This window comes from Nocardiopsis prasina DSM 43845, assembly GCF_000341265.1.
Classification (GTDB): Bacteria; Actinomycetota; Actinomycetes; order Streptosporangiales; family Streptosporangiaceae; genus Nocardiopsis; species Nocardiopsis prasina.
Window position 1 is genome coordinate 1 of the sequence record NZ_ANAE01000115.1, and the last position, 12,009, is coordinate 12,009.

Genomic DNA, 12,009 nt, shown 5'->3' on the forward strand with positions numbered 1-12,009 from the left:
GTGAGCGCGCTGACCGCCACCGAGGCGATGTCGGCCTCGTGCACCATGGCGCTCGGCTGGTCGCGGGACACCCGCATCAGGCCCTCGGTGCGGATCTCCTCGGCGTGCGCGAGGAGGTTGGCCATGAACTCGACCGGGTTGAGGAAGGTCCAGGCGAGCGCGCTCGCGCGCAGGGCCTCCTGGACGCCGCCCTCGTAGAAGTCGGACAGCACCGTCACCCGGCGCACGCCCGCGGCCTCGGCCAGTTCGACCAGTCGCGGTCCGGTCTCCAGCGGCGCGTAGTCGTCCCCGCCGAAGGTGATGAGGTGCAGGCCCTCGACGCCACTGAGGTGCGGCACGAGGGATTCGGGGTCGGTGAGGTCGCCCCGGACCGCCTCGGCTCCCTGGGGCAGCGCTCCTCGGGCGCGTTCGGGGTCGCGGGTGAGTGCTCGCACCGGGTGCCCGGCGGCGATGAGTTGCCGGACGATCTCGCGGCCGACGGTACCGGTGGCCCCGGCGATGAGAAAGGTCAAGACGCATCCTTCCGTAGTGCGTACAGTACATCGTACGGTAAGGATCAGTCGGGCTTGGCCGGGCAGCCCTCAAGGTGGTCGTCCACCACGCCGGTGGCCTGGAGGTAGGAGTACACGATGGTGCTGCCCACGAAGTTGAAGCCGCGCTTCTTCAGGTCCCGGCTGAGCCGGTCGGACAGTTCGGTGGTCACCGGCACCTCCTCGGGGGCGGTCCAGTGGTTGACCACCGGTTCGCCCTCGACCCACCCCCACAGGTAGGCGTCGAAGGAGCCGAACTCCCCGCGCACCCGCTGGAAGGCCTGGGCGTTGCGCACCGCGGAGCCGACCTTGAGGCGGTTGCGGACGATGCCCGGGTCGGAGAGGAGCCGATCCGTTTCGGCCTCTCCGTAGGCGGCGATCCGCTCGAAGTCGAAGCCGTCCATGGCGCGCCGGTAGTTCTCCCGTTTGTTCAGCACCGTCGACCAGGAGAGACCGGCCTGGGCGCCCTCCAGGACGAGCATCTCGAACAGGTACCCGTCGGCGTGCGAGGGGCGCCCCCACTCGTCGTCGTGGTACTCGGTCATGAGCTCGGAGGCGTTCCGGGCCCAGGCGCAGCGGTGGGTGTCGGTCACGGGTGCTCCTCGGTGCGGTGGTCGGGTGGCCTCCATCGTCCCGGAGACCGCTGACGGTTGGTGGGAGACGGGTGACGGGTGGGAAACACGTTGATCGAGTGGATCGGTCGGGAAAGGATGGGAGGGTGACAGGCACAGACTCGCCTCGGGACACGCCGAGCGCACCACGAGCCCGTCCCAGCGCACCCAGGGTGCGGCTGGTGGCGATGTCCGAACCCGTGCTCGCCGCCCTGGCGGAGGGGGACACGGAGACAGCCAGCGCCCTCATGGGCGTCGAGCTCGGTGAGCACTTCGCCACCGAGGAGATGCGCTGGCTGTGCCGTTACCGCCTGGGGCAGATCCAGGCGGTCCCCGACCGGGCTGGCTGGCTGACCAGCGTGGTCGTGGACGCCGACCACGGCTGGGCGGTGGGGCACGCCGGTTTCCACGGGCCGCCGGACGAACGCCGGATGGTGGAGATCGGGTACTCCGTGGTGCCGGAGATGCGGCGCCGGGGCTACGCGCGGGCCTGTGTGGTCGAGCTGCTCCGCAGGGCCGACGCGGAGCCGGAGGTCGCCGTGGTGCGGGCCTCGATCCGGCCGGACAACTCCGCCTCGCTGGCGACCATCGCGGGGTTCGGCTTCGAGCACGTGGGCGAGCAGTGGGACGATATCGACGGTCTGGAGTTCATCCACGAGCGCCCGTCGCCACGCCCGGAGACGGGGCCCTGAGGGTCGGCTCCCCGTCGCCCGTCCCGAAACCCCGCAGCCGCCCGAGGGACACGGATCGGGAGCACCCCCGGCCCCGCCGACCTCGTCCGGTCTGGCACGGCCCTGGTTCAGTCGGTGCCGTGCCAGGAACTCCACAGTGCCGCGTACGCCCCGCCCGCCGCGATGAGTTCGTCGTGCGCGCCCAGCTCGGTGATGCGCCCGTCCGCGACCACGGCCACCCGGTCGGCGTCGTGCGCGGTGTGCAGGCGGTGCGCGATCGCGATCACCGTCCGGCCCTCCAGCACCGCCGCCAGGGACCGCTCCGTGTGCCGCGCCGTCCTCGGGTCCAGTAGCGAGGTGGCCTCGTCCAGCACCACCGTGTGCGGGTCCAGCAGCACCACGCGGGCCAGCGCCACCTGCTGCGCCCGAGCCGGGGACAGGGCCTCGCCGCCCGAACCCACCCGGGTGTCCAGGCCGTCCGCGAGCCCCCGCGCCCAGTCGGCGTCCACCGCGTCCAGCGCGCGCAGCAGAGTCGTGTCGTCGACTTCGACGCCCTCTGGAGCCGCGATGGCCAGGTTCTCCCGCAGGGTGCCGGTGAACACGTGGTGCTCCTGGTTGACCAGGACGATCCGCTCGCGCAGGACCTCGGGGGCCAGCTCGGCGACGGGGACCCCGCCCAGCAGCACGTGCCCCGCTCCCGGCGCGTCCGCCCCGGACAGCAGACGGCCGATCGTGGTCTTGCCCGCGCCGGAGGGGCCCACCACGGCGAGCCGCTCCCCGGGACGCACACTGAGGTCGATCCCGCGCAGAACGTCGTGGCCGGGCACGTAGGAGTAGCGGACCCCGGACAGCTCGATCCGGTCGTCCGCCGGTACCCGGCCGGGGTCGGCGGACTCCTCCGGCAGCCGCTGCACACCCCGAAGGCGCGCGAACGACGCCCCGGCGCGCTGGAGCTCCTCCATCCTCTGGGTGACGCCGATCATCGGGTCCACCATCTGCTGCACGTACAGCAGGCAGGTCACCAGGACGCCGAGGCTCATCCCGCCGTTCAGGTACATCGCCCCGCCGACCAGCAGCGTGACGGAGACGGGCAGCACGAAGACCGCCTCGGCGACGGGGAACAGCACCGACCTCAGCCGCAGGCTGCCCCGGCGGGCCCGGTACAGCACACCGACGTCCCGGTCGGTCACCCCTCGACGGTCCTCCTGGACGCCCAGGGCCTCCACGGTGCGGCCGCCCTCGGCGGTGGCGGTGGCGCCCTCCAACGCGGCGGACAGGGCCGCGCCCTCCGCCAGGTAGGTCTCGCGCGAACGCCTGAGGTACCAGCGCGCGGCGGGCCACACCAGCGGGAGGCCCAGCAGCGCGCACAGGCCCAGCAGCGGGTGCAGCCAGGTGACCGCGACCACCAGGACCAGGATCTGGAGCACGCCCATGCTGATCTCCGGCAGCGCCCCGCGCAGGCCGTTGCCCACGTTCCCCACGTCGGCGGAGACGCGGGTGGTGAGGTCGCCGGTGCCCGAACGCTCCACCACCCGGGTCGGCAGGGACAGCACCCGGCCCACGAAGTCCTCCCGCAGCCGCCGCAGGACGTGCTCCCCGAACCGGTAGACCGCGCGGCGCGCGTACCGGGTGAGCAGGAGCTGCACGAAGGCGGCCGCGAGCACACCGGCGGCCAGCCGGTCCACCGTGCCCAGGGTGGCCGTGCCCGCCTCCACCAGGTTGACGATCCGGCCCAGGAGGTAGGGGCCGACCAGCCCGGCGCCGGTGGCCAGGCAGGTCAGCAGGACCACCCCGGCCACCCGTCCGCGTTCGGCGCGCAGCAGCCGGACGGTGTCGCGGCGGACCTCCGCGCGGTCGGCGACGGGCAGGCTCATTCCGGGTCCCCTTCGTTCTCGGAGGCGCCACGGAACACCAGCGCCCGGTAGTCGGGTCGGTCGGCGAGCAGCTCGCCGTGGGTGCCGACCGCGGCGACCCGCCCGTCCACGAGCAGCACCACCCGGTCGGCCCGGTCCAGCAGGAGGGGCGTGGTGCCGGCGACCACGGTGGTGCGCCCGGTGCGGGCCTCGTGCAACCGCTCGGCGATGGTGGACTCGGTGTGCGCGTCCACGGCCGAGGTGGGCTCCACCAGCACCAGCACCTCGGGGTCGGCCAGCAGCGCCCGGGCCAGCCGGACCCGCTGGCGCTGACCGCCGGAGAGGTTGCGGCCCTGCGGTTCGACGGCGGAGTCCAGCCCGTCCGGCATCGAGGTGACCACGTCGTCGGCGCCCGCCACGTGCAGGGCGGCCCTGATCCCGGCGTCGGGGTGGCCGCCGTGCGGGTCCAGGACCTCGCGCAGCGACCCGGCGAACAGGTACGACTCGTTGTCGGAGACCAGCACGCGTCGGCGCACCTCCCCGATCTCCACGTCGCGCAGCGGCACCCCGCCCCACAGGGCTTCGGAGGCCGTGTAGCGGCCGAGCCGGTCCACCACGGCGGCGGCCCCGGAGCCGGCGGAGACGAGCGCGGTGGTCAGGCCCGAGGGGACACGCACCCCGGATTCGGGTTCGACCAGTTCTGATCCCTCCTCCGGGCCGGGGAGGTCCCGGCCGCTGCCGGTGGGCGGAGGGTCGAGGGTGAGCAGGTCGAGCGTCCGGCGCACGGAGACGAGGCCCTCGATCATGGCGCTGGCCCCTTCGATGATGAAGAACACCGGCAGGATGAGGATGGCGACGTAGGCGTAGACGGCGACGGTCTCACCCACGGTGATCTGCCCGTTCACCGCCAGGCGCGCGGCCACCCAGGTGACCGCCCCGAGGAAGACCAGGGGCAGGCAGGCGCTCACCGCGTGGAACCAGCTGGTGGTCTCGCTGACCCGGTAGCCCTGGTGGAGCAGGTCCCTCGACCGGTCCTCGTAGCGGCGGGCGAAGTGCGCCCTGCCGCCGACGCCGCACAGGACCCGCAGACCGGAGACGATGTCGGCGGCGAGCGCGGTGGTGCGCCCCTGGTGTTCGCGGTAGACGCTCTGGTGGCCGTGCAGCCGACCCATCAGCGGGCCGATGACGGCGGCCAGCACCGGGACGCCGAGCACGACGACCGCGGCGAGGGGCGGCGAGATGGTGAACAGCAGGACGGAGACGCCCGCGTAGGCGACGACCGCGCCCACCCCGGGGCCGGTCAGGGTGAGGATCTGGGCGATGCGCAGGACGTCCGAGGCCTGCACCGTGGACAGCTCGCCCGAGGAGACGCGACGGGACAGGGACGCGCCCAGCACCGTGGAGTGCCGGGTGATCACGCGCATGGTCCGGTGCGCGGCGTCCGCCCGGACCAGGGACATGGTCCGGTGCCGCAGGATCGACACGGTCGCGGTGGCCACCGCCACCACGGCGGTGATCCCGGCCCACTGGACCAGGGCGCGGGGATCCTCGGCACGCAGACCGTCGTCGATGGCGCGGGCGAGCAGGTAGGGCGGGAACACCAGCCCGACCATCCACAGGGTGCCGTAGAAGGAGCCGCGCAGCACCCGCCACGGCTGGGAGGTGATCAGCCACCACACATAGCGCAGGGGGCCGCGCAGGTCGGGTGTCCCGGTGGGGGGAAGGGCCGAGCGGGGGAGCGGGCGGGTCCCCCAGGGGCCGGGAACACCCGTGGTCTCGGGCAACTGACACCTCCGTGTGCACTGGATCACGCCCATGTAACCAGGACTCCGACCGCGCCCGGGGCGGACCCCCGACAGAGGAGCGTGTTCCAGGTCGGACCGCCCGGGAACGCCGCCGAATACGGTGACCGGGCGTCCCCCCTGGGTAAGGGGGTGACAGGTGGTCGGCGGCACGGTAGAACGGCACGAGCGCCCCACCCTCAAAGAACCGAGGAGCACCACCCCTTGACCGCCAACCCGTTCCTGTCACCCAGCGAACTGCCCTACCGTCTTCCCGACTTCGCGGCGGTCCGCGAGGAGCACTTCCTGCCCGCCTTCGAACAGGGCGTGGCCGAACACCTCGCCGAAGTGGACGCGATCGCCCGCGACCCGGAGCCCGCGACCTTCGACAACACCATCGCCGCGCTGGAGCGCTCCGGCGCGACCCTCAGACGAGTCGAGGTCGTACTCCACACACTGACCGGCTCCGACGCCAGCGACGGCATCCGCGAGATCGAGAAGGAGATCGCGCCCCGCTCCACCCGGCACCGGGACGCGATCTCCCTCAACCGCGACCTGTGGGCACGCATCCAGCAGGTCAGCACGGACGACCCGCAGGAGGCCTGGCTGCTGGAGCGCTACCGCCTCGACTTCGTCAAGGCCGGGGCCGACCTCGGTGAGGACGAGCAGGAGCGGCTGCGCGAGCTCAACGCGCGCCTCGCCGAGCTCGGCACCGAGTTCTCCCGCAACGTCGTCCGGGCCACCGGGGAGTCCGCCCTGGTCACCACGGACGTCTCCGACCTCGACGGACTGGACGAGGCGCGCCTGGGCGCGATCAAGCAGGGCGACGAGTACGTCCTGCCGCTGCTGAACACGACCGTGCAGCCCGCCCTGGCCCAGCTCACCAACCGCGCCACCCGCGAGCGCCTGTACACGCTCAGTGCCGAACGGGCCCCGGAGAACCTGGAGATCGGCGCCCGCATGGCCGAGCTGCGCGCCGAGCGCGCCCGGCTGCTGGGCTACTCCGACCACGCCGCCTACAAGGTCGCGGACCAGACCGCGAAGACCGTGGAGGCGGTAGAGGAACGGCTCGGCCAGCTGGTCGGTCCGGCCCGGCGCAACGTCGAGAAGGAGGCCGAGGCGCTCGCCGAGTACGCCGGTCACGACATCGAGCCGTGGGACTGGCCGTACTACACGGAGCAGGTGCGCAAGGCCCGGTACGACTTCGACGAGAGCGTGCTGCGGCCCTACTTCGAGCTCGGCCGGGTGATCGAGGACGGCGTCCTCCACGCGGCGACCCTGCTCTACGGGGTCACGTTCACCGAGCGTCCGGACCTGAAGGGCTACCATCCCGACATGCGCGTGTGGGAGGTCTTCGACGGCGACGGCACCGCGCTGGGCCTGTTCCTGCTGGACCCCTACGCCCGCCCGACCAAGCGCGGCGGCGCGTGGATGCACAACCTGGTCGACCAGTCGTTCCTGCTCGACGAGCGGCCGGTGGTGGTCAACAACCTCAACGTCGCCAAGCCCGTCTCCGGGCCCACCCTGCTCACGTTCGACGAGGTGGAGACGGCCTTCCACGAGTTCGGCCATGCCCTGCACGGGCTGCTGTCGGCGGTCCGGTTCCCCCGGGTCGAGGGCACCAGCGTGCCGCGTGACTTCGTGGAGTTCCCGTCCCAGGTCAACGAGATGTGGGCGCTGTGGCCGGAGGTCCTGTCCCACTATGCCCGGCACCACGAGACCGGTGAGCCGGTGCCCGCCGAGCTCGTGGAGCGGCTGACCGCCGCCAGCCAGTTCAACCAGGGGGTCGGCACCTTCGAGTACCTGGGAGCGGCGCTGCTCGACTGGGCCTGGCACCGTCTGGCGCCCGGCGAGACCGTCGAGGACCCCGCCGCCTTCGAGGCGCGCGCCCTGGAAGCGGCCGGTGTGCTGCACCCGCTGGTGCGTCCCCGGTACCGGAGCACGTACTTCCAGCACATCTTCTCCGACGACGGCTACAGCGCGGGCTACTACTCCTACGTGTGGAGCGAGGTGCTGGACGCGGAGAGCGTCGACTGGTTCAAGGAGCACGGCGGGCTCACCCGTGCGGGCGGCGACAGCTTCCGGGAGAAGGTGCTCTCCCGGGGCGGGAGCGTCGACCCGATGGAGGCGGTCACCGACTTCCTCGGTCGCGAGCCCGGCATGGGCCCGCTCCTCACCCGCAAGGGCCTGAACTAGGGAGCGTCCCCCCGCGGCCCGCTCGGCGGACCGCGGGGGGACGGCCTCACTGCTTGGGTGCGCGGGGCTCGCCCAGCCCGGCGCGCTTGCGTACCCGGCGGCCGACCCCCTCCACCGCGCGCAGGGCGTCCCGCACGTCCCGGTGGGAGGGGGTGAACGGCAGGTTGTGGATGGTCTCCTCCGGGGCCGTCGCGGCCTCGACCACCCGGTCCAGCAGCGCGTCGTCGGCGTTGCCCAACCCGGCCTCGGTGAGCGTGGTGGGCAGTCCGGCCCTGGCCGTGAACTCGGCGAACTCCTCCACCTCGGCGGTGGCGGCGCCCTCCAGCAACAGCTGGGTGAGGGAGCCGATGTTGACCTTCTCGCCGTGGGCGAGGTGGTGGGTCTCGTCCACCGCCGTGAGGCCGTCGTGCACCGCGTGCGCGGCGGCGAGGCCGCCGGACTCGAAGCCGAGGCCGGAGAGCAGCGTGGTGGCCTCCACGACGGCCTCCACGTCGGGGGTGACCAGGTCGCGGTCCACGGCGTCGAGCGCGGGGAGCGCGGACTCCCACAGGATGTCCCACGACAGCTGGGCCAGGGCGGTCCCGGCGCGGGTGGGGAGCCCCTCCACCATGTTCGTGGAGTCGGTGCCGCGCAGGGCGCGGGCCTCGATCCACGTGGCCAGGGCGTCGCCCACGCCCGCGGCGAGGAACCTCGTGGGAGCCTGGGCCACCAGCTGGGTGTCGACCACCACCAGAGCCGGGTTGCGGTCGTAGAAGCGGTAGGACTCGAAGGCGCCCTTCTCGGTGTAGACCACGGAGAGGGCGGAGGTGGGCGCGTCGGTGGAGGCCACCGTGGCGGCGCTCACCCAGGGGACCCCGACGTTGGCGCCCGCTGCCTTCGCGGCGTCGATCGCGGCGCCGCCGCCCAGGCCCACGATCACGTCGTGGTCCTGCGATTCGATGACCTCGCCGACCCGCTCGGACTCGGTCCTGGTGGGCACGCCCCCGAAGCGTTCGAACGTGAGCGGGATCCCGGCCTCCGCGAAGGAGCGTTCCAGGGTCGCGCCGACCAGGTTCCGTACGACGTCGTCGGCGAGGACCAGCGGCCTGCTTCCCACCCTTCCGACCAGTGTGCCGAGCTGCTCCATCGCGCCACGGCCCTGGACGTAACGACCGGGCGAGGCGAAGACACGCAGGGACGGTGTGTTCTGGGCCATGGAAGTTCCCCCTGTGGTTGGTGGTTCCTCCCCCCGGCCTGGCCGGTGGATGGGGGCCCCAAACGTCACGCACCGCAGGTTGCCCTGTTCTTTGCCTCACCCCGTCCGGCCGGGTTCCGGGGACCCGGCCCGAGTGCCCCGCGCACGAGGCCCCCGGACGCTGAGCCCCTTCCCCGCTGAAAGCGCGGGTCCGGGTCCCACGCAAACGAGCGGGGCCGCCCACGGCGACGTCGAGTCACACGTGCTGGACTCCCTCGCCCCGGGCAGCGAGTCGGGCGATCGCGGCGGCGCTCGGGCTGCCGGGGTCCGGGGTGTACATCACCAGTTGCAGTTCGGTGCCGGGCAACAGCAGGATCTGGCGCTCCAGCTCCACCTCGCCCGCCCAGGGGTGGTGCAGGCGCTTGCGCAGCGTGGACAGCGGGCGTACGTCGTGGTCGCGCCAGCTGGCGGCGAAGTCCGCGCTGAGCGCGGCGAACTCGTTGACCCGCTCACTGAGGGCACGGTCGGCGGGGTGACGGGCGCTGGCCGCACGCAGTTGGGCCGCAGACCGCCGGACGAACTCGCCTTCCGTGCTCTCTGGTGCCGAGCACAGGGTGTCCCGCAGACGAAGGGCCACCCTGACGACGTTGCGTTCCTCGGTGGGCAGCAGCCCGAAGTCGGTGATCAACACGGCCGCCGTGCCGTTCCAGGCCACGATGTCCTGACGCTGGTCGACCAGGTAGGCGGGGATCGGCCCGAGCCGCTCCAACAGCCGTCGGGCGTCGTCGGGCACCGGCTCCCGATCAGTGTTCGTGCTGAGGGGGATCTGGCCGGCCAGCCGCGCCAGGTGTTCACGCTCCGCGACGGTGAGCCGCAGTGCCCGACTCAGCGCCGTCAGCACCTCCGGGGAGGGGCGCGAGGCGCGGGCCTGCTCCAGGCGTTCGTAGTAGTTGACCGACACGCCGGCCGCTTCGGCGACCTCCTCGCGGCGCAGCCCCGGAGCGCGCCGGGCGCGTCTTCCTGGCGGGTGGGCCGCCGACACTTGGTCCGGGCGCAGCGAGTCCCGTCGACGGCGCAGGAAGTCGCCCAGGTCATCTTTGCTCACCCGGGTCATGGTGGCACGGGGCGGTCGGTCCAGCCACGGACTGGCGGTCCGGGGCTCAGCCGTCCGTTCCCCGACCGCTGGTCCGCGTCCAGTGTGGGCTGCACAGTCCGTTGAACCTGGGAGAACACCATGCCTCGAATTCCCGAGGAAACGATGCGCCGACCGCTGAACCTGATGCTGATCAAGGACACGAACGTCGCTGACCTGGAGAAAGACGGCACCGCCGTGCCCCTGCCCGCCTCCGGGGCCTCGCTGCGCTGGGGAGCTGTCCGATGACCGGCGTCCTGGTGACGGGCGGCACTGGGAAGACGGGTGGCGCGCTGGTGAGACTACTGCGCGGCAACGGCGTACCGGTCCGAGTGGCCAGCCGCCACCCGTCCGCCGACGACCCCGACGCGGTCCGGTTCGACTGGGCGGACCCGACCACCCACCCTGCCGCCCTGCGCGGGATGGACCGGATCTTCCTCGTCCCTCCGGTGAACTCCGTGGACCCGATTCTGTCTGTCGGTCCGTTCCTGGCCGAGGCGCGACGCCTCGGTGTGCGCCGGGTCGTGCTCCTTGGCTCCGCCATCGTGCTGCCGAACGCTCCCAGTGCTGTGGAGATGGCCGCGCGGGTACGAGCCCGGCCGGGCGGGGTCGTGCTGCGGGCCTCCGGGTTCATGCAGAACTTCCTGAGCCCCCATCCGGTGGGCGAGCGGATCCTGCGGCACGGTGAGGTGCACACTGCCGCCGGTGAGGGCGCGGTGGGGTGGATCGACGCGAGGGACGTCGCGGCGGCCGCCTCCGCCCTGCTGGCCGATCCCGGCGTCGAGCCCGACAGCCAGCGTGACTACCTGCTCACCGGGCCGAAGGCCCTGAGCTACCGGGACGCGGCGGCGATCATCACCGCCCGCACCGGTCGGACGGTCCGGGTGGTGACGGTCGGGACCGAGGAGCAGGCCTTCGCCTACCGGGCCGCGGGCATGCCCTCCGAGTTCGCCGCCGCCGTCGCCGCTGTCGAGGACGGCATCAGACGCGGCCTGCACGACCAGGTCAGCACAGCGGTGTTGGATCTGACCGGGCGCCCGCCCCGCAGCTTCGACGCCTTCGTCCGGGAGCACCGAATCGGGCTGGGTGGGAACGGAGGGTTTGAGCACTGAAGGGCGGACCGGCAGGGGGAGGCGCTACCCTCCCCGCTTCAGGGCGGACTGCAAGAAGCTGAACAGGGAACGGGCCGCGCGCTTTCGGTGCGTGGGCACGGGCGAATTCCCCGACGCGCTGAAGGGGGAGTCTCGGCCCCTCCGACCCCCTGAACGCGAAGGGCCCCAACCGGGACTTCCGGTGGGGCCCGTCGCACGAGCGCGCTGAGGGGCTCAGGCGGTGGCTGCGGCCGCCTCGGCCTTGGCCTTGCGGCGACGGACGGCGGCGGCTCCGACCGAACAGATCAACACCAGCAGCGCGGTCGCGCCGACCACGGCCATGACGAGGCCGCGCTGCGGTTCGGCGGGCAGGTCCAGTGCGAACTCCTGGGCCTCGGCCCCGTCACCCGAACGCGGGCCCATGGACCTGGTCAGGGCGCCCACCGGATCGAGGAACCCCGTGCCGAACGCGGCACCGGCGTCCGGGTAGGCCGACATCACCAGGCGCTCGGCGGTCTGTGCGGCGCTCAGCTCCGGGTGCTGCGCGCGCACCAGCGCGGCCACCCCGGCCACGAACGCCGCCGCGACCGCGTCCCCCTCGGCGACGGCGTGTCCGTCACCGCCGGGGGCCAGACTCAGCACGGACTGGCCGGGCGCGCTGAGGTCGGGTGTCGAGATCCGGCCGTCCGCCGTGGCGGGCGGCGGCATCAGCGGAGCGCCCTCCGTGCCGGTCGCCGTCACCCCCAACACCTCACCGCGGGTCGCCGGTACGGCCGCGTAGGCGTCCCGCCCGACCATGGCCGTCGACGGCGCCACCACCAGGACGTCCTCCTCGACGGCGGTGTCCACCGCCGCTTCGAGCGCGGAGCTGCCCAAGGGGATGGCCACGCCCACCAGGACGACGTCCGCCCCCTCTGAGACGGCGTCGGTGATGCCCTCGGCGAGCGCGTCCGCGTTCGCGCCGCCCCAG

At 72.9% G+C, this 12,009-nt stretch carries 11 protein-coding genes; 4 read left to right on the forward strand and 7 right to left on the reverse strand.

What is annotated here, in order from left to right; translation table 11 throughout:
* Positions 1-512: SDR family oxidoreductase (locus tag D452_RS0111775; RefSeq protein ID WP_017544351.1), on the reverse strand; the 512-nt coding region annotated here is incomplete at its 3' end.
* Positions 513-556: 44 nt separating this feature from the next.
* Complete coding sequence (locus D452_RS0111780; RefSeq protein ID WP_017544352.1) at positions 557-1,123, reverse strand: DNA-3-methyladenine glycosylase I; 567 nt, start codon at positions 1,121-1,123, stop codon at positions 557-559.
* Between the two features lie 206 nt (positions 1,124-1,329).
* Here D452_RS0111780 and D452_RS0111785 point away from each other — a divergent pair, with 206 nt between their 5' ends.
* The gene (locus D452_RS0111785; RefSeq protein ID WP_233515827.1) at positions 1,330-1,833 is read left to right on the forward strand and encodes a GNAT family N-acetyltransferase; all 504 of its coding nucleotides are present in this window, start codon (positions 1,330-1,332) and stop codon (positions 1,831-1,833) included.
* Between the two features lie 107 nt (positions 1,834-1,940).
* On the opposite strand, the gene D452_RS0111790 is transcribed toward D452_RS0111785, so the two are convergent.
* Positions 1,941-3,686, reverse strand: coding sequence for an ABC transporter ATP-binding protein (locus D452_RS0111790; protein ID WP_017544354.1), 1,746 nt, complete (start codon positions 3,684-3,686; stop codon positions 1,941-1,943).
* Positions 3,683-5,449: an ABC transporter ATP-binding protein gene (locus D452_RS0111795; RefSeq protein WP_017544355.1), complete on the reverse strand. Its 1,767-nt coding sequence runs from the start codon at positions 5,447-5,449 to the stop codon at positions 3,683-3,685. Before D452_RS0111795 ends, D452_RS0111790 begins: the two co-directional genes overlap by 4 nt.
* 222 nt (positions 5,450-5,671) lie before the next feature.
* Here D452_RS0111795 and D452_RS0111800 point away from each other — a divergent pair, with 222 nt between their 5' ends.
* The gene (locus D452_RS0111800) at positions 5,672-7,642 is read left to right on the forward strand and encodes a M3 family metallopeptidase (protein ID WP_017544356.1); all 1,971 of its coding nucleotides are present in this window, start codon (positions 5,672-5,674) and stop codon (positions 7,640-7,642) included.
* A 46-nt stretch (positions 7,643-7,688) separates the two neighbouring features.
* On the opposite strand, the gene D452_RS0111805 is transcribed toward D452_RS0111800, so the two are convergent.
* Entirely contained in the window at positions 7,689-8,837 is a 1,149-nt protein-coding gene (locus D452_RS0111805; RefSeq protein ID WP_017544357.1) for a glycerol dehydrogenase, read from the reverse strand.
* A gap of 235 nt (positions 8,838-9,072) precedes the next feature.
* The gene (locus D452_RS0111810; protein ID WP_040693608.1) at positions 9,073-9,921 is read right to left on the reverse strand and encodes a helix-turn-helix transcriptional regulator; all 849 of its coding nucleotides are present in this window, start codon (positions 9,919-9,921) and stop codon (positions 9,073-9,075) included.
* Positions 9,922-10,050: 129 nt separating this feature from the next.
* On the opposite strand from D452_RS0111810, the gene D452_RS30700 reads away from it, so the two are divergent.
* A complete protein-coding gene (locus D452_RS30700; RefSeq protein WP_160167876.1) occupies positions 10,051-10,197 on the forward strand; it encodes a hypothetical protein in 147 nt (48 codons plus the stop codon).
* Positions 10,194-11,060 (forward strand): Rossmann-fold NAD(P)-binding domain-containing protein, encoded by an 867-nt coding sequence (locus tag D452_RS0111820; protein ID WP_017544360.1) that lies wholly within the window; start codon positions 10,194-10,196, stop codon positions 11,058-11,060. The genes D452_RS30700 and D452_RS0111820 overlap by 4 nt, the downstream gene beginning before the upstream one ends.
* Before the next feature lie 213 nt (positions 11,061-11,273).
* Here D452_RS0111820 and D452_RS28145 read toward each other — a convergent pair.
* Positions 11,274-12,009: S8 family serine peptidase (locus D452_RS28145; RefSeq protein WP_017544361.1), on the reverse strand; the 736-nt coding region annotated here is incomplete at its 5' end.

Bases quoted from the DNA above. Each gene is read 5' to 3' on its own strand.
- D452_RS0111785 (WP_233515827.1), top strand. From the start codon at position 1,330: ATGTCCGAACCCGTGCTCGCCGCCCTGGCGGAGGGGGACACGGAGACA.
- D452_RS0111790 (WP_017544354.1), bottom strand. From the start codon at position 3,686: ATGAGCCTGCCCGTCGCCGACCGCGCGGAGGTCCGCCGCGACACCGTC.
- D452_RS0111805 (WP_017544357.1), bottom strand. From the start codon at position 8,837: ATGGCCCAGAACACACCGTCCCTGCGTGTCTTCGCCTCGCCCGGTCGT.
- D452_RS30700 (WP_160167876.1), top strand. From the start codon at position 10,051: ATGCCTCGAATTCCCGAGGAAACGATGCGCCGACCGCTGAACCTGATG.
- D452_RS0111820 (WP_017544360.1), top strand. From the start codon at position 10,194: ATGACCGGCGTCCTGGTGACGGGCGGCACTGGGAAGACGGGTGGCGCG.